Source organism: Reichenbachiella agarivorans (assembly GCF_025502585.1).
Classification (GTDB): domain Bacteria; phylum Bacteroidota; class Bacteroidia; order Cytophagales; family Cyclobacteriaceae; genus Reichenbachiella; species Reichenbachiella agarivorans.
Genome location: NZ_CP106679.1, coordinates 1,900,696 through 1,919,855 on the forward strand (window position 1 = coordinate 1,900,696; position 19,160 = coordinate 1,919,855).

7 protein-coding genes are annotated in these 19,160 nt (G+C 42.7%); 4 read left to right on the plus strand and 3 right to left on the minus strand.

From position 1 onward, the window contains the following. Positions 1 to 384: 384 nt before the first annotated feature. The 4 genes from N6H18_RS07960 to N6H18_RS07975 all read left to right on the plus strand — a co-directional run bounded on the left by N6H18_RS07960 (position 385) and on the right by N6H18_RS07975 (position 8,282). Positions 385 to 3,327 (plus strand): SusC/RagA family TonB-linked outer membrane protein, encoded by a 2,943-nt coding sequence (locus N6H18_RS07960; protein WP_262311304.1) that lies wholly within the window; start codon positions 385 to 387, stop codon positions 3,325 to 3,327. Positions 3,328 to 3,366: 39 nt separating this feature from the next. Continuing rightward, a complete protein-coding gene (locus N6H18_RS07965; protein ID WP_262311305.1) occupies positions 3,367 to 5,016 on the plus strand; it encodes a RagB/SusD family nutrient uptake outer membrane protein in 1,650 nt (549 codons plus the stop codon). Positions 5,017 to 5,124: 108 nt separating this feature from the next. Continuing rightward, positions 5,125 to 6,564: a hypothetical protein gene (locus tag N6H18_RS07970; RefSeq protein WP_262311306.1), complete on the plus strand. Its 1,440-nt coding sequence runs from the start codon at positions 5,125 to 5,127 to the stop codon at positions 6,562 to 6,564. A 122-nt stretch (positions 6,565 to 6,686) separates the two neighbouring features. Further along, entirely contained in the window at positions 6,687 to 8,282 is a 1,596-nt protein-coding gene (locus N6H18_RS07975; protein WP_262311307.1) for a sulfatase, read from the plus strand. Positions 8,283 to 8,355: 73 nt separating this feature from the next. Here the strand turns inward: N6H18_RS07975 and N6H18_RS07980 are convergent, their stop codons facing one another. From N6H18_RS07980 to N6H18_RS07990, 3 genes are all read right to left on the minus strand, one after another. After that, positions 8,356 to 11,568, minus strand: a complete 3,213-nt coding sequence (locus N6H18_RS07980; RefSeq protein ID WP_262311308.1) for a CBM96 family carbohydrate-binding protein — start codon at positions 11,566 to 11,568, stop codon at positions 8,356 to 8,358. Between the two features lie 201 nt (positions 11,569 to 11,769). Continuing rightward, the gene (locus N6H18_RS07985) at positions 11,770 to 14,238 is read right to left on the minus strand and encodes a sulfatase-like hydrolase/transferase (protein ID WP_262311309.1); all 2,469 of its coding nucleotides are present in this window, start codon (positions 14,236 to 14,238) and stop codon (positions 11,770 to 11,772) included. Positions 14,239 to 14,341: 103 nt separating this feature from the next. Beyond that, positions 14,342 to 18,400 carry a CBM96 family carbohydrate-binding protein gene (locus N6H18_RS07990; RefSeq protein ID WP_262311310.1) on the minus strand — a complete coding sequence of 1,353 codons (4,059 nt, stop codon included), beginning with the start codon at positions 18,398 to 18,400 and terminating at the stop codon, positions 14,342 to 14,344. Positions 18,401 to 19,160 lie beyond the last annotated feature (760 nt).

Sequence of the window (19,160 nt, forward strand, 5' to 3'; positions counted from 1 at the left end):
CGGTGTAGTCGCGACCACAGTTGTTGGTTATAGAAAAGCAGGCTAACGAATGACCAGAGCAAATGAGTGTAGCTAAGTGAGAATTGGATGCTGTTACACCAATTTGGCTAACAATTGTAACGTGTACCCTGTTTTTCTGTAACTAACAATCAATTAATGTTACTTCTAGCCGGCTTAATAGCAACAATCAGTAGGCTGTTTTTGAGCAGACACGGACGATTATTACAACTTAAATATTGAAATGTGAAATGAAAATATTAAAGTTCATTTGAATTTAGTCGAGTCGAATAGAACATTGATATTGTCGGTTTGATAAACAGTCTAACGATTATTCAGGTTCATGTTTTTTTATTTTAACGTGATTTCTTACTAAAATAAATGATTATGAAAAAGCTATTACTAGTTATTAAACTTGGCTTGATATTACCCGGGCTGCTGCTGGCATTTCAGCTGCAAGCTCAACATACTGTGAGTGGGAAAGTAACAGGTCAAGAAGATGGAATGGGATTGCCGGGGGTGAGTGTATTGATCAAAGGATCAACGACTGGTACAGTTACCAACGTCGATGGAGCATTCAAAATAAGTGCAAAACCAGAAGAGGTATTGGTTTTCAGTTTTATTGGATACATCAGTCAGGAAGTTGTTGTAAGCAACAGCACTGAAATGAATGTAGCGCTGGAAATTGATGTAGAGCAGCTAGATGAAGTTGTCGTCGTAGGATATGGAACTCAAAAGAAATCCGATGTGACGGGTGCTGTAGCTACTATGTCACAGGATCGCTTGGAAATGGTACCCAATACCAACGTAGCACAAGCACTGCAGGGGTCAGTAGCTGGGGTGTCGGTGGTTACAGCATCTGGAGGTGCAGAAGGGAATGACGCCAATATCATGATTAGAGGTAGAAACTCTATCAAGGCAAGTAACACTCCATTGATCGTACTGGATGGTATGCCTTATAGTGGTAGTCTCTCAGAGATCAACCCTACTGATATTGCGTCTGTCAATGTTCTGAAAGATGCATCATCTACTGCTATCTATGGATCAAGAGGGGCCAATGGTGTCATCCTTATTACTTCTAAAAAGGGAGTTAAAGGTGCAGCCAGAATTAGCTATGCGGGATTCTATGGTATTCAGCAAATGACGAATGTCCCTGACTTATTGACTTCAGAAGAATTCTATCAGTTTAAAAAGACAAGGAAAGCATCTGCAATTACTGCCTCCGAGGAAGATTTTTACCAAGACGGCAAAACGACCGATTGGATAGATATAGCTACTCAACAAGGAAACAAGCAACAGCATACTTTGACAGTGTCTGGAGGAAGTGACAATATAAAGTATTATGTATCTGGTAGTTATCTTGATGTAGAGGGGATTGCTGTCAATGACCTGTTTAAGAGATACAGCATGCGAATCAACCTAGAAGCTAAGATTACCAATTGGCTGACGTTTGGTACCAATACACAATTGTCTTTATCAGATAGAAGTGGACAGGATGCCAGCTGGAGTGGGGCTCAAGATGGAGCATACTATATGAATCCATTGACCGAACCATATGACGCTGATGGTAATCAGTTGGTTTACCCTTGGAAAGAATCTATTTATTGGGGCAATCCATTGTCTGGCTTGCTAGAAGAGGATAGTGACAAAAATTACAAGATAGTTACAAACAACTATTTGCAAGTAGATCTGCCATTCGTGCCAGGCTTATCTTACAAGTTGAACACAGGTATCGAGTATGATCATAGATATAGACAAAACTATGCCGGTAGAGATACAAAGTCAGGATTTGAGAACAGAGGCGTATCAGATACACGTACAGATTTAGATACCAACTTTCTGATTGAAAACATTCTGAACTATAAAAAGTCATTTGGCAACCACAACTTCTTTTTGACTGCACTTTACAGTTATCAAAATGATGTTGAAAACATGGAAGGCCTTGATAGCAATGGTTTCCCCAACGACGTATTGACTACCTATCAGGGTTATTTAGCTGCGTTGAATGTACCTAAGTATGCTTACCAAGAATTTGTATTGTTGTCTACTATGTTGAGATTCAACTACAACTACAACGACAAATACTATGTGACATTTACAGGAAGAAGAGATTCTTACTCTGGTTTTGGTGCCAACACCAAGCACGGTATATTTCCTTCAGTAGCGTTGGGATGGAGCATACACAATGAGTCATTTATGTCTGCCATACCTACGATCAGCACGTTGAAACTACGAGCGAGCTACGGTATCAACGGTAACCAAGCTGTAGACCCATACAGTTCGCTATCTAGATTAAATGACCGTTCATATTTGGATGGATCCACGCAGGCAGCAGGATATTACCCGAGCAAACTAGGTACGCCAGATCTGGGTTGGGAACAATCTGCTTCTGTCAATATTGGACTTGATTTTGGCGTGTTTCGTGACAGAATACAGGGCAGCCTAGAGTTGTATGAGACACATACCACAGATCTGCTGCTGGACAGGGAGATATCACCAGTACATGGTATCACTACTGTGACACAAAACTTGGGAGAAACTAAGAATAGCGGGATAGAACTGTCATTGAATGCCAATGTGGTGACAGCCGGAGATTTTTCATGGGATGTCTCTGCCAATGGCGCATTTATGAAAAATGAAATCGTAGACCTATACGGAAACGGAGTAGATGATGTGCTAAACCAATGGTTTATAGGAGAAGCAATCAATGTAAACTATGGTTATCAATTTGACGGGGTGTACCAAGAGTCAGATTTTGAGGATCCTGCTTATGAGCCTGCTATTCCAGGTGCACAGCCAGGATGGGCTAAAATAGTTGATCAAAATGGAGATACACTTATTAGCACAGACAGCGATAGAGTGATCCAAGGACAGACAGATCCCAAGTTTATCACTGGTTTGCAGATGAATTTCCGGTACAAAAACTTCGGGTTGTCTATTTTCTCTAGAAGTGCTCACGGTATGACAAGAAATAATACACTACTCAACGATGATGTTTGGGGAGATGTAGAAAGAAATACCACAATGAAGAACTGGTGGACGCCTGAAAATCCTACCAATGAATATTGGGCAAACGATGAGAACGCTAACACAAGAGGGGTAAACATCTATGAGGATGCCAGCTTCTGGAGATTGCAGGATGTTACTTTTTCTTATGACTTGCCTAAGAGCTTGCTAGAACGAGTGAGAATCAACAATGTCAAATTGTATGTGACGGGTCGTAATTTGATCACGGTGACCAATTTTGGCGGGTTGGATCCTGAGCTGAGTAGCTCAAGAGAAATACCACTACAGAGAGAGTTTGTTTTTGGTCTTAATGTTGGATTGTAATTCAATTCCAGACCTTTTTAAAACTAAAAATACAGAACAATGAAATATCTAAAATATAGCTTAATGATCAGCCTTTTTGCAAGCCTATTCTTGGCCTGCTCAGAGGACGTATTGATAGAAACTCCTCCACATACCATCGCAGCAGACAACCTGTATGTGGATTTGGCGGGGTTTGAATATGGACTGAATGGACTTTATGCCCAATTCAGAAGAGAACGCGGAGGGGAGACTTTTGGAGGACCAAATGACCTCATGATCGACCCTGCTGTTGCGGGTGTGGACAATTGCTATGGCAACCACGACAATGGCTGGAATTTGGTAGGCAATGATTTTTCTAGAAATGTGCCTAGTGAAACACACAATAGAAATTTTTTCGAATGGATTTACCAAACTATTAATTCTGCAAATACTATCATAGATAGGGCGGAGAATCCAGATATAGAATGGTCTGATGCAGAGAAAAATGGCGTATTGGCTGAGGCTCGTTTATTCAGAGCTTGGGCATATAGACACGCCACTTATATGTGGGGAGATGTGCCTCTAGCGCTTCACGAATCTACCGGTACCAATATCAAGACTGATTGGGTGCGATCACCTATAGAAGAGGTTAGAGTTCAAATGGAAGAGGATCTATTGTTCGCTGAAGAGCACATGAGAACACCTTCCAATGATGGTAAAGTTTCTAAATATGTAGCGTCACATTACCTAGCTGAGCTCTACTTGGCCATGGGAGAGAATGAAAAAGCAAGAGACAAAGCATTGGCAGTAATGGCTGGTCCATATAGTTTGATCACCAGCAGATATGGAAAAACGGCCAATGAAGGAGGAACTCCTTTCACTGACATGTTTATCCACGGAAATTCTAACCCATCAGAAGGAAATACTGAAGCCCTATGGGTGATGCAGCACGAGGTAGATGTCAATGGTGGTGGTGACAATATCATGAGGAGATGGCACAGAAACTCAGCTGAAGGTGTAAGAGTCGATGGTACTTCAGGAGCTATTAAGGTGGATATCGAAAATGGAGGAAGAGGTTTAGGTCGAGTAGGCCCTACTAGGTATGCACTGGAGCTATATGGCCCTACCGATGATCGGGGTGGTTATTATGCCTGGAGAAGCTATGAAATACTGAATAATCCTAATGTGATTCCAGTAGGCACCAACCCAGATACAGGCGAGGCTTGGGCGCTAGGTGATACCGTAAAATTTGATTGGCAAGGCCAAAATGAAAAAACTGAAAATGCTTACTGGCCGAGTACACGCAAGTGGGATTATGCCAATCCACTAGATACTGCTGGCTCAAGAAGCTACAACGATCAGGTGTATTTGAGGTTGGCTGAAACCAAGTTAATATTAGCAGAAGCACAATTTTTATTAGGTGATGCACCTGCAGCAGCAGCCACTATCAATGAACTGAGAAATCGTGCCAATGCTACGCCTATTACAGCTGGAGATGTCTCTCTTGATTTCATATTGGATGAGCGTTCTAGGGAGCTTTATTCAGAGGAGCACCGTCGCTACACCCTTGTCCGAATGGACAAGTGGATGGACAGAACAATCCAATACAATCTCGTAGGAGGCCCGACTGTAACGGAAAAGGATAAATTATTACCGATTCCACAATCAGTGATTGACGCCAATTTGACCCTGCCTATGGCACAAAATCCAGGGTACTCAGGCGCTGAATAATATCAACCACAACAACAAGAGCTTCCCACCAAGTGTGGTGGTGAAGCTCTTTTTTCTACTGCTCTACCCACTCTGTTTCGAATCTTCATTCTCATCAAACTCTACAAAATGAAAAAGAGTCTTTTTGCAATTTTAATCACCTTACTTTCTGGGTGTTCTGGCATCACTGATAAAAAAACAGATATACAACAGCCTTATATCTATGTAGATGCTAAAGTCAAGGTCTATCATGCTGATGGTACGCGCAGCTACAAAGAGTACCAGCCTTTCGAGACACGTACTGTGCAATTACTTAAGGATTACAAAACGCCACATGAAAAACCTGCCCTAAGCAAATATGGAGGTGTTTTGACAGGAAAAACTGAAGCCACAGGCTTCTATTATGTAAAAAGGATGGATGATCGGTGGTGGGGAGTAGATCCACTAGGTTACCGTCATTTTAGTATTGCACTCAATGGGGTGAAAAGAAATAGGTCAGAGCGCAATAAGAAGGCCCTGGTCGAAAAATTTGGTACTCATGAAAATTGGCTCAAAGAAACGATCGCTTTGTTGCAGAACAATGGATTCAACGGTACTGGCTCGTGGTCTGACCATGAAGCCATAGTCGAACTAAACAAAACTTTGGATCAACCTATCGCTTACACGATCAATTGGGATTTTATGGGTGGATATGGTTCAAAACGAGGAGGGACCCATCAGCAATCAGGTCATAGAGGATACCCTAACAATGCCATTTTTGTGTTTGATCCAGAGTTTGAATCATTTTGTGATGAGCATGCCCAAAAATTGGAAAAATTCAAAGATGACCCCAATTTATACGGTCATTTTTCTGACAATGAAATGCCTTTCAAATTCACGGCCATTGACAACTACCTCGCTCTACCAGAGACAGATTATGGCTACCTCGCGGCACGTGCTTGGTTGGACGACATGGGGATCACTCAAGAGCAAATAACAGACGAACACCGTCATTTATTTATGTCCTATGTCGCAGACAAGTATTTCTCGATAGTATCTAAGGCTATCAAAAAATATGATCCCAACCATCTGTATATCGGTTCGAGATTCTATAGTAGAGAAAAGGACAATAAGATGTTTATGGAAACAGTAGGGAAGTACTTGGATGCTATCTCAATTAATTATTATAATTATTGGACTCCTGATTCTACGCAAATGTCCAATTGGGCCAAATGGTCTGGGAGACCCTTTATCGTGACGGAATACTATACCAAAGGCGAGGACTCGGGGATGGGAAACAAGAGTGGTGCGGGTTGGATAGTTCGCACACAAGAAGATAGAGGGCTTTTTTATCAAAACTTTAATTTGGCTCTTTTGGAATCCAAAAATTGCGTCGGGTGGCATTATTTCAAATATCAGGACAATGATCCCGAAGACAAAACCGTGGATCCTTCGAATGTGGATGCCAATAAGGGTGTCGTAACTAGTGAATATAAGGTATGGGAACCCATGCTAAAAAAGATGAATGAATTGAATCAACAGGTGTACCCTGTGATAGAATATTTTGATCATCAACAATCGAATATTTAAGGCTGAGTTTAATCTATTACTCACTCGATTATTGATTGGTCGAGATATTCAATCTCAAGAAATAACAGGCTGCAATATTGCAGCCTGTTTTGTAAACACCTCATTATAAAAAACATACACCTATGAACAAAATATGCACTATGCTATTGTTGTCAGCTGTGGCGAGTAGCTGCATGCCGACGAGCCAAACAAATGAGGTGGTTTCACCTAATGTACTTTTTATATCCATAGATGATCTCAACGATTGGGAGGGATCAATGATGGGACACACGCAGGCCATCACACCCAACATGGATAGACTTTTTGAAAGCGGGGTGTTGTTTACCAACGCGCACTGCTCGCAAGCGGTCTGCACCGCTTCTCGAAACTCAGTCCTCAGTGGTATCCATCCTTCGTCTTCAGGCTGGTACACCAATGGAGCTGCCATGAAAAAGAACTATGATGAGGTGATGGCTGATCACAAAATGTTGCCAGAGTACTTCAAAGATCAAGGCTACCATACCTATGCCACAGGGAAAGTCTTTCACAATGGAGAGTCCGACTTTTCTGATAGGACGGGGGATTTCTGGACGGAATATGCTCCGCGTTTTTGGAATGATATGGATGAAAAAATAGAGAAGACAGGCTATGGCTATCGTGGCAAAATGTTCTTCCCTTTTCCAAAAGATGGAGGTCAGATGGTGCAGCTGTATGGCGAGGATACAATCAATAATTTCTATAGACAAAACAACCGATTTTATTCTTTGGCAGGTGGGCCATTGAGCGATGATGAAATACCTGAGAATGGCATGTACGATGAACAAATAGCTGACTGGGCCATTGAAAAAATCAGCAAAAAACAAGATAAGCCATTTTTTATGGCAGTAGGATTCATTCGACCACATGTGCCCTATACTGCACCTCAAAAATACTTTGACTTATATAACATCGACTCGGTACATGTCCCAGTCGTACCAGACAATGAATTTGAAGACATTCCTATCATGGGAAAAGCTATCGCCTATGGATATACACCACGAGGAGGCTGGGGTGATGTGTCTCAAAGACAGGAAATATTGCCAGAATTGGTACATGCTTATTTGGCATGTGTTTCATTTGTCGATGACCAGGTGGGGAGAGTACTCGAAGCATTGGAAAATAGCCCTAATGCAGATAATACAATCATAGTACTGTGGTCTGATCACGGTCAGCATTTGGGTGAAAAGCGCCATTTTAGAAAGCAAGCACTTTGGGAAGAGGCTACTAGAGTTCCTCTGTTTTTTCGTGTGCCTGGCAATCAACATGTGGGTCATCAAAGCAAACAGGTAGTGAGCTTGCTAGATATCTATCCGACTTTGGCCGAACTGTGTGGATTACCAGTACCTAAAAAACTAGAGGGAGAAAGCTTGGTTTCGTTGTTAGACAACCCAAAGCTGAATAAAGACAAGCCTGTTTTGACTACTTGGCTGTATAAAAATCATGCAGTGAGAAGTAATGATTGGCGATACATCTTGTACCGAGATGGAGGTGAGGAGCTGTATCATCATGGGACAGACCCTGGTGAGCACACCAATCTAGCTTTTGATCCTCAGTATGCGCAGGTAATCGCTGAGCATAAGAAATGGCTCCCAGCCCACGATGCGTTGCCCGCTGGTGAAACAGAATGGAAGGGGGATAATTTGGATAGGTTAGTAGAAGAATGGACAGTCAATGATACCATGCCTGATTGGTTGAAGTAATGACGTATTAGGTCAGTTTTGTTCATAAAAAAGGGGTACTCACATGCTGAGTACCCCTTTTTTTATAATTATTTTATCTTACTAGTAACTTGCTGTAATTCACAGTTTGTCCAGATGTTACATGAACAATGTAGGTTGAGTTTCTTTGTAGATGATGCATATCCAATTCAATGGTGCTTTGGTTTTGAATAGTCGTTTTGTACATCATCTGACCTGTTAGATCACTGATCATTATTTCAACTTGATTCACATCGGTGTAGCCTTTTAGATCAATGGTCAATACCCCATGACTGAGTGGGTTGGGGTAGATATTTAGTTGATTTGCATGAGCGACTACTTCGTCAACTGCTACTTTGAACAGACGAGCGGATGGATTGTCATATTCAAAAGCACCTATGTCAGTATAGCTGTCAGACAAAGTATTGCCCCAAAAATCAAAGCCACCATTTCCCGTGATATTTGCCCCTGCATTGATCGCTGGCGAGCCTGACTGTAATTGATACCCATCCAAGGTACCGAAACCAAAGCCACCTGTGCCAGGATTGACAAACAAAGGATTTGCGGTGATCTTATTGGCATCTGTAGGCTCTGTGCTGTCATGGTTACCATAGAAAATATTGTGATCGAAGAAATTGTTGGTACTTAGTTCAAAATCATAAACAGAGTTGGATCCTTCTATATAGAATATGTTGTTGCTATAGAAAGTACTGTCCGAATAGCCGCCCCAGTTTTTGTGCCACAGCACTTCCATGCCGTCTAAGTCTTCCCCTACATAGAATACATTGTTGTAAACGTGAGAGTTTGTAGGCGTACCTGATACTCTGATCATGTGATGCCCATCGTTTTCGAAGACGTTGTATCGCACGATGGTGCCGACATTAAAATTTCGAGCAGATTCTCCTCTGGATGTAATCAAAAGACTGCCGTAATCATTGTCATGACTGTAGTTGTATTGGATGATGGTGTTTTTACAGTAGTAATCACTATCAAATCCACTTGCGTCAGCATCACCTTCATTGTACACCGTGTGGCTTGCTTCGTTGTATTGCCACAGGGCATTGTCGCAATTGAACGGGTAGGAAGCATTGCCAGTCGTGTATAGTCCGCACATGTAGAAGGTATTGTATTCTACGAGTGGGCCATCAGCGACACGCAGCACCATGCCATTGCCGCCCGTTCTTTCAAAGCGGTTGTTTCGTACTTCGATGTTGTAGCTAGGATACCAATCATTGGTAGATCCATCCAACGTAGTTTGTCCAAAGCTGGTGAACTGATCTCGTGTATCCCATCTCGAATCGGTGAATACACCACAGTTGGATACATCATGAATGTAGCAGTTTTCAATCTTGACACCATCAAAATTGGTCGGAACTGGCGTGCCATCGGTTCCTCTAATGAGGTAGGCAATTCCGCCGTTTGTTCTGGTGTCGAGTTTTCCATTTACTTCACTCACCTCTATGTTGCTAATGTTGATATCATGCAGGGTGCCAGCGTTGTTGCCTGTGATGGCAATGGCATTTTTCAACAGAGGGGATTCACCTTCGTGTGCTGCATAGTTTTTTACATGCACATTGGTGATTTCCCAATATTCCTGATTGTAAAGGATAAGAGAAGCTGAAGACGAAAATCCTGATAGTATCGCACCCTGAGCATCTATAATAGGCAGCGGGCCTACACCGTAGCTGGTCAGTACAATCGGGTTGCCAGACGTACCTGATCCCTTAGGGTAGAAAGGTTCGAACCAAGTATTGCCTGCTTTGAGCAGAATGGTGTCGTTGGCAGCAAAAGTAGTGGCATTCACATTCGTGAATGTTTTCCATGCTGTAGCTTCTGTCAACCCATCGTTCGCATCATTTCCATTGATGCCATCTACGAAATAACCCGTGATCCCCGAAGGATCTGCTGTGGTAGTGAACGTTTCGATAACCAACTCTGGCCTGTTAGTAGCTGCATCGTTGCTGTTGAAGTTGACGATCTTGTTGGTTGCACTTGCATCCCATAAGCTGACAGACACCACACCGTCACCTGAGATTTGCGATTGCACGTAGGCAGTTACGTCAAATTCGTAGTAGACATTTTCCGTGGATAGGGCCTCAGATGTAATGCTGCTTCCGTCAGAAGGTGCGCTATTCCACGTCACGGTATGCTCTGACCAAGCGTCGCTCAATTCGAAAGCAGTGATGGTCGTAGCGCTGACACTATTGGCATAGACTCGAACTGTGGCCTGACTGACTGTAGTCAAACCTTGGTTGCTCAAGTCGAATTTTAGGAAACTCTTACGGAAAAAATTAGCTGTGCTACCTTGTTTTACTTCAAGGTTTGAATCGCTCCCATAATTGGTATCTGCATTGGTACCACCTTTTACGAAGGCATCTTCTGAAACATCATAGGTATAGGTGATGGGCGTACCAAGCGTAGTTTCGTTGGCTTCATTCGAGTAGGACGAGCCTCCCACATTATACGCCGAGACGCGGTAGGTATAATAGGTAAGACTAGACAATCCAGCATCGCTATACGAAGTGCTATTGGCTCCTAAACTGGCGATTTCGGCAAATGCTCCTGCACCAGCTTTTCTCTCTACCTTATAGCCTGTTTCGTTGTCTGCGTTGTCTGACCAGCTCAAATCAATGGCACTAGAAGAAGCTACTGTTGCCGTCAGTGATGTGGGGTCAACAGGAGGTGAACAGTAGACAATCAATTTGGGGGCATTGGCACCTTCTTTACTACTAAACTCAACAGTAGTATTGCTCGCAGAAGCATCATAAAATGCAAAACTGATGGTGGAGCCCAAATTGTCCTGAATGTAGGCAGAGACGTCCCAGTCATAGTACTGATTGGTAGATCCGATTACTGTAGTGGCGATGGCTGTGCCTAGTGCGGGTGCATTATCCCACGTAACTGTTGATTCATCCCAAGAATTGGAAGTTTTGTACACTACAATAGGTACTGATCCAGAAGAGTTGGTATATAGCCTGACCACAGCGCTATCTGCAGTCGTCAAACTACTTAAATCAAATTTTACATACGATTTTCTGTAGTAGTTGGCAATTGAGCCTTGTTTGATTTCTAAAATAGATGCCGAACCGTAGTTGGTACTTGAATTGGCTCCTCCTTTGACATACGCATCGTCTATGGCAGTCAGAGAGACAGGATTTGAAATGTCTAATACAGCTCTTGTCATAAGATTGGCTGTACTCATGTAGGTAGTTGGTTCTGTTGCATATCCAGGTCGGATGACTAGAAATATCAAAGCAATTAGAACCTTTGCTTGAAAAATTGGTTTCATTTTGTATAAGTTTTAAATAGTAATTTATTTATGCTGTTGTGTGAATAAGACTGAATAATCCGGATTAGATTTTAAGTCTCTGCTGTAAGGTTTTTGATCAAGGTGTTGCATATATCGTAGCACCTTATGGGAGAGTAAAGAATGGTATGTGGAGAACGAGTCGTTCTCCACATACCAGATAGCTAATTCTGATGAGTTAGATTAGCGCACAATCAGTTTTGATATGGTTGTAGCCTTTTGCGTTTTGATTCCAATCACGTATAACCCCTTGGTCAACCACAGGTTTGTATCAATTTTGATCAAACCGATATTTTGTGTTTGATTTTGATAGATTACTTTGCCTTGCATATCAGTGATGGAGATATCTATTTTTGAGCCATCATGGTTGGGTAAATCTATATAGAGAATACCATCATGAATAGGGTTGGGATAGATGTTGATTTCTTGGGTGCCAGGTTCTACCTCCAGAAGGATGTCATTGATCTCATCATCATCTTCTTCATCATCATCATTTTCCTCATCTTCGTCATCGCCAGGTATGATAACAAGCTGTGGATGGTTTCCGAGAGCATCTTTACTGGTAAAGGTGATGTGAGAGTTGTCTGCTGATGGATCGTAGAATCCAAAACTGACCATGCTTCCTGCATTGTCATGAACATATGAAGTAACATCCCATTCGTAGTATTGCTTGATGTTGCCGATCTGTTGGGTAGATATCTCATTACCCAATGCTGGTGCATTGTTCCACGTTATGGTTGTTTCATCCCAGTTATTATCAGTTTCGTAGAGCGTAACTGGAGCGGCCTTGGTAGTGGTGGTGTGTACTTTTAGAATGGCGCTAGACACACTGGTGAAATCTCTCACGTCAAAGGTAAGGAAGGTTTTTCGATAAAAATCTGGATTTCCTCCTTGCTTGACATCCAGATCAGCTTCTAATCCAAAATTGGTATCAGCGTATTCTCCACCTCGAATATACGCATCATGTGAGGGGACGAGTGCCGATTCGTCTGTGAACCCAACTACTATACTGTATGTATTGGTAGAATTGGTGTCTTCGGAGACCACCACCACTGTGGTTGTTCGCGCTTGTTCATCTCCACTGAGATCAGTTGGAGGAGTAATAGTGACTGTCGAAGCTGAATTCATAGGGAAAGCTTCTACCGTGATAGTCTCTACTGGGTTGATGAATATACTGTAGTTTTTGAGACCGGGAGAAAAGCTCGTAATAGACTGGCCATTGAGCTTGATGTTGTCGAGTTCTGCACTCGCTTCGAGCTCTGCTACGTAACTGTCTACGTCAAAATCATCTCCAGTTTCTGCAACCCAGTCCTTTAGTTTTTGGCGCATATCTGCTATGTCCGTTTGGTATGCAGGATCATCTGTGACTGGAGTGAGCTCGCCTGGATCGGTAGTGAGATCGTAGAGCTGCTCTCTGTTTACCCCTTTGTCGAATAGCATATATTTGAATTCGTTGGTTACGACCATTCGGCCGTTGAACTTTCCACCTGTACTGCCTGTGTAGACACTTTGTACATTTTCAGAAACCACATAGTCCCTCGGAGTAATGGTGCCAGTAGGGGTCGTCAAAGCAGCTGGTGATAGGTCTATGCCATGGAGCGATGCAGGGATGTCGATGCCTGCAAACTGGAGAATCGTAGGGTACAGATCCAAACCACTGGACACCAATGTAGTATTGTCAATTACACCAGCCTGTGTTTTTCCTTTCCATGAGATGATGAAAGGGACATTGACTGATTCTTCATAGAATGACTTTTTTTGATTCCATTTGTGAGCAGCACGCCCGTCACCATGATCAGAGGTATAGATGATCACTGTATTTTCTAGCAAGCCTCTACTATCCAGATCATCGACTAAGTCTTCTATTCGCTTGTCAACTTTTTCAAGGAGGCGGTCATACCCATACAAATATTGTCTCCACTCTGTATCTGTCCAAGTTTTAGTTGGATGGGAGCTGTAATGTTGGTCATCGGGATCTTGATCTCTTCTAGAGTAGTGTCCTTCGGCTTCATTGAGTGGGATCTCATAGTTAAAAGGTAGCGGAGGGCATGAAGCCAGATCCATGGCTTCATCTACTTCGCCATCGTGATACTTGTCATTGCCTCCCGAGATATTACGTGCCAGTTCGCAGGCATCATGGGGGTTGTTGTATGACGTAATCATAAAGAATGGTGAGCTACGTGGTTGATCCAAGAAGGCTTTGCTCTCTTTGTATATGGTACTGTCATAGTAGTTTTCGTAGTAGGAGTCAAATCCATGCCAATCTTCGATTTCATCTAGTTTGGTGGTGCCTACGTGCCATTTGCCAAAGTAGCCAGTATCATACCCAGCATCTTTTAGCGTTTTGCCTACAGAAGTGGCAACAGTTACATCATCGAGTTTGTGTGGCATTACACCTGTGATCATGGACTTGCGTGAAAATGTACATACCGGATAGGTGACATAACTTTTCGTAAAGAGGGTACCTTCGGCGGCAAGTTTGTCTATCCCTGGAGTGGAAATATGATTGTATCCACGCTGGGTCATGATTTTTCCAGTGTGCTGATCCGTGATGATTACGATGATATTGGGTAGTGGGTCTTGGGCTCTACTCTGTCGGTAGACAAAGCACAGCAGAAATAATAAAAGACTTGTTTTTAAGAATACTTTCATAATGTTAAATATTTATTTGTTAATCAGTTGATTATCTCAGTTATATGGATGTGGAGGACGTTTTGTCCTCCACATTTTTATCAAACCAATATTGAAGAATTTATTATTGCACGATTAGTTTAGATCTTGTTGCGAAATCACTGCTTGTGACAGTTACTACATACATTCCCTTGGTCAGCCATGTGTTCGTGTTGAGCTGTAGGCTGCCTTGGTTTTGTGTCTGGTTTTGATAGATCATTTTGCCCTGCAAATCAGTAATGGCAATGTCAACCATGCCACTAGATAGTGGCATGTCAATTGTCAAGACGCTTTTGTTCAATGGATTAGGATAGATGGATACTGTATGCAGATTTGTATCACCGATGGTTGTGACTACCCCTTCACCTTCACCTTCGCTATCATTATCTTCTTCGTCGACGCTAGGCACAATTATCAGCTCTGGAGTGTTATTCTCAGCTTCTTTGCTGTTGAACTCGATGGTTTCGTTGCTCGCGTCCAAGTCCCAAAAACCAATCGAAACGATTCGGTCTCCTGCCAATTGCGCTGCTACATAGTCGGTAACATCCAATTCGTAGTATGTTTCCTCTGCATCTAGTGCGATATGAGTAATGTAGGACCCATCTGATGGCGCATTGTTCCAGGTAACCATAGACTCTGTCCAAGTATCGTCCATTTCATAGGCTGTCAAGTTCATAGGCCCTGCTTTGATAGCATATAACCTAAGAGAAGCAGATGTTATATCGTTGAGGTCTTCACCACTCAAATCAAATTTGACTAAGACCTTGCGATAAAAATCTTCATTGGCGCCCTGCTTTAATTGCAGATCAGCATCAGCACCGTAGTTGATATCAGCATTTACACCTCCTCTGATGTAGGTATCTTCGGTAGGATTGAAAGAAAGCCTAACAATGACTGCTAGTGTAGTGACAGTTAGCTCGTTGGAGTAGTCAGAGCTTCCAGTACTATTGTAAGCCACTATTCTGTAAGTATAAGTGGTTTCGCTGCTTAGGCCTGAATCCGTGTAAGCAGAGGCATCAGCAGGCAGGTCGGCGATTTCAGTGAACTCTCCTTCACCTTCTTTTCTTTCTACTTTATAACCTATTTCATTGCTGGCATGATCTATCCAGGCCAATTCTATTTCATTGTCTATGACAATAGGTGCACTGAGTGTGCTAGGAGCTATTGGCGCAGACATCATAGTAACTGCACTACTAGTGTTGGAATAGTTGGAGCTTCCAGTACTGTTGTACGCTATTACTCTGTAGGTATAGGTAGTTTCGCTGGTAAGCCCCGAATCCGTGTATGCAGATGCATCAGCAGGCACATTGGCGATTTCAGTGAACTCTCCTTCACCTTCTTTTCTTTCTATTTTGTAGCCGTTTTCATCACTTGCGTTGTCTGTCCAAGTCAGTGCAATTTCAGTGTCACTTGCTACTACAGCACTGAGTGTTGTGGGGGCTACAGGCACTGAAGCACCACTGGTCAATGTAGTGGCAGCAATCTCATGTGAGTAGTTGGAATTACCAATCATATTGTAGGCGATGACTCGGTAAGTGTACGCTGTGCTACTGGTCAGCGATAGGTCACTGTACTGGGTTGTATTGGGATCTAAATCAGCTAGTTCTACAAATGATCCACTTCCTTCTTTTCTTTCTATTTTGTAACCCAACTCGTTGTTGGTATTGTCATTCCAACTCAATTGTATCTCAGTATCAGATGCTACGTGTGCGCTGAGTGCTGTAGGGTCAGCGGGTACTAATGGATCACCAGGAATAAGGATTAGTTCTGGATGAAATTCTGCAGCTTCTTTGCTATTGACTCCCATAGTTGCGTTCGAGGCAGCTAGATCCCAAAATCCAATCGAAATCAAACTGTCTAGACCTAATTGATCCATAACATAATCGGTAACGTCTACTTCGTAGTACACAAATCTGCCAGCGAGTGAAATTACGTTGATGAGATCACCTTCTGCTGGTCCGTTGTTCCAGGTGACGGTCGTCTCGTCCCAATTGTCTTGAGTACCATAGAACGAAAGATCCATAGATGCTGAATTGAGCACATATAACCTCAAAGTGGCCTTTTCTATATTGTTGCCTAAGTCTTCTCCGGTCAAATCAAATTTTACTAAGCCCTTGCGAAAAAAGTCTACATTGCCTCCTTGCTTTATTTCTATGAGATCTTCAGTACCATAGTTTACATCACTGTTGCCACCATGAATGTATGCGTCATCAGTAGGCGCATAAGTGAAGCTAATCACAGTTTCCAAAGTACTAGCTGTTACCTCGCTTGAGTAGCTAGAGTTGCCAGTCGCATTGTAAGCGATTATTCTGTACGTATAGGTAGTTTCACTCGGTAGACCAGTGTCATGGTAGTGAGACACATTGGCTCCTAGGTCTGCAATCTCTACAAATGCACCCGCACCTTCTTTTCTTTCTACTTTGTAGCCAGTTTCGTGGGTTGCATTGTCTGTCCAGCTCAGCTGGATGGCCTCATCCGAAGTAGCATAGGCACTCAATTGACTTGGGTCTGCAGGTACAGCTGCTGTAGTAGTGACCAATTCCAGCTGTGGTGCATTGACTCCTTCTTTACTACTCAATTTGAGTGTAATGCCATCTTCGGCAGGTAGATATATCACAAGACTGATTTCACCACCAACTTTACTTTTTGCATACTCTGAAATATTCCAGGAATAATAGGCATTGGCTTCACCTACTTGGGTAGTCGTGATGGCTTCACCTACAACTGGCGCAGTATTCCAGGTGATGGTGTTTTCGTTCCAGCTGTTGTCAGTGACATATGCAGTGACGGGCAGTGATTTGGTGGAGTTGGTGTATAACTTGACCGCCGCATGCTCTATTGCAGCTACGCTAGTCAAATCGAATTTTAAGTAAACTTTTCTCAGATTGCTTGTGACACTTGGAGTGTTTTTTACTTCCATTTCTGCTTCTGCTCCATAATTGGTGTCGGCATTGTTTCCAGCTCTTACATGGGCATCCATCGTAGCGACCACTGTCTGATTGGGTACTGGGGTTTCGTACAGTCGAGCGATACCGAGGGCATCTTCTCCCTCTCCAGCATAGACTATATATACTTTGCCATCCGTGTCCTCGAATATATCCGGATCGCGCAATTGGTTTACATCTTCTGGCGCATCCGAAGTTTCGGAGTTGAGTTTTTCGTGCTCTCCCCCTTCCCATCCAGGATTTGATACCATGATTTCGAAGGGAGGATATGAAGTGTCCCATGTGGTCCAGTCACCTGCACTCATGTCTACGGTCGACATTTGTACTCGTTCATTGATCTCTCCTCTTCGGGTGTAAAAAACTTGTAGTTCATCACCTACTACTCTCACTCCTGTGTGTCTTACGCGCAGTACATCTGAACCTAATCCATCAATATTTAGAATATCATCCTGAAAAGGGTGATCAGATCGTTTGTCCCAAAGACTATTGGTATAATCCCAGCCATCTGGAGCAGTCCAAGGGTCAGCCGGATCCAGTGCTTGGTAAAACTTAGCACCATTGTCTAGGGCATACATTTCTCCCCCATACTCAAATACTCTGAAATATGAGCTACCTAGGAATACTGGCTGTATGTTGTCATAAAACTCCAAACCATAGGGGGAGTAAGAGACATAGGTCACTTGGTCGTTTAGTTCTACTCCATTTACAAACGTGGAGGAACCAGTGTGGAAATACATGATGATGCGCTGGTTGACATCATCTACATGCACATCTGGTGAGGCCAAGTGATTGTCTTCGATGGAGATACCATTGTCTAGATTGATGAATTTGCCTCCATGATCTAGTACCCCTCGGTCTCCTACTGGTACCCCTATCCCTGTCTGGTACAAGTGGTATGGGCCCTCGATATTAGCAGCCCAGGCCATACGAATATAGTCGTCAGAGTGATGCGCAAAATAGACATAGTATTGGGCGCTCGGGTGTGCACGATTGGCAGGGTCTATCCAGTCCGGTACATGGATAATAGATGGGCCATTGATGTTTTCACCCTCAGTGGCGGCACCTAGATCAGCAAACATCTGCTGTGTGATGATAGGTTGGTTGCTGTTCAACCTGACGACCTCATACGGGGAGCCAGATTGAGACATTGCAAAAGTGAATGATGCCATTAGCATCACAATCATAGTAATTGTTTTCATGTTCATGCGTTTTAGAGTTTGTAATTATTGTGTTTTCATGGTCTTTGTCTATAAAGTACCTTCGTGTTGCTATCCGCTTTCGGAAAAACATATTTCATTGAATAAGAGGTGTTTAGTGCCTGAAATGGCAGCTTGATTCGATGTGTTTGTTATGATTTTCATTTCCATATTTGTATGTTAATAAGAGATAGTCTAACAGAAAGTAGGCTCATGTTGTATATATGCCACACTGTCGATACAAGGTGCAGTTACATGTATCAATATGACCTGAGGGATGTTACTTCTAATCAATTCAAATCGATCAAATTTTAATGTGCAGCCAACTTTATATGTGTTTGGCGTATGTGCCACCACATATAATCCTGTGCTCAACCATGCCTTGTTTTCACAAAAGGGTTTTGATTGGAGACATGATATTGATAGATCAATTGTCGTTGTATTATGTGGTGGAATTATCGATTCAACATTGAAGGTGAAATGACGGAGGTTATGAATTTTGCTGTGAGCGTATGCGGTGATAGTCTATCTGTAACATGGCCTGAGATTATTCATATTCTAGATAGAAAGGAAGTAATTCTAAGTCATGTGAAGATGCTGGTAAACGACCAACCGAGATTCTTAAACACTGCCACTTACTCTCGTAGCGTCTAGTTCATAATCACCCATAAAGTCTTTTGGATATTATAATTGTAACATGAGCACGGTATAAGTGTTACTTCATTTTGTTCTATGCAACTTGGCACGGGTGAGCTTGCAACTT

Coding starts and splice junctions, on each gene's coding strand:
- N6H18_RS07985 (WP_262311309.1), bottom strand. CDS start 14,238: ATGAAAGTATTCTTAAAAACAAGTCTTTTATTATTTCTGCTGTGCTTT.
- N6H18_RS07960 (WP_262311304.1), top strand. CDS start 385: ATGAAAAAGCTATTACTAGTTATTAAACTTGGCTTGATATTACCCGGG.
- N6H18_RS07965 (WP_262311305.1), top strand. CDS start 3,367: ATGAAATATCTAAAATATAGCTTAATGATCAGCCTTTTTGCAAGCCTA.
- N6H18_RS07975 (WP_262311307.1), top strand. CDS start 6,687: ATGAACAAAATATGCACTATGCTATTGTTGTCAGCTGTGGCGAGTAGC.
- N6H18_RS07970 (WP_262311306.1), top strand. CDS start 5,125: ATGAAAAAGAGTCTTTTTGCAATTTTAATCACCTTACTTTCTGGGTGT.
- N6H18_RS07980 (WP_262311308.1), bottom strand. CDS start 11,568: ATGAAACCAATTTTTCAAGCAAAGGTTCTAATTGCTTTGATATTTCTA.
- N6H18_RS07990 (WP_262311310.1), bottom strand. CDS start 18,400: ATGAAAACAATTACTATGATTGTGATGCTAATGGCATCATTCACTTTT.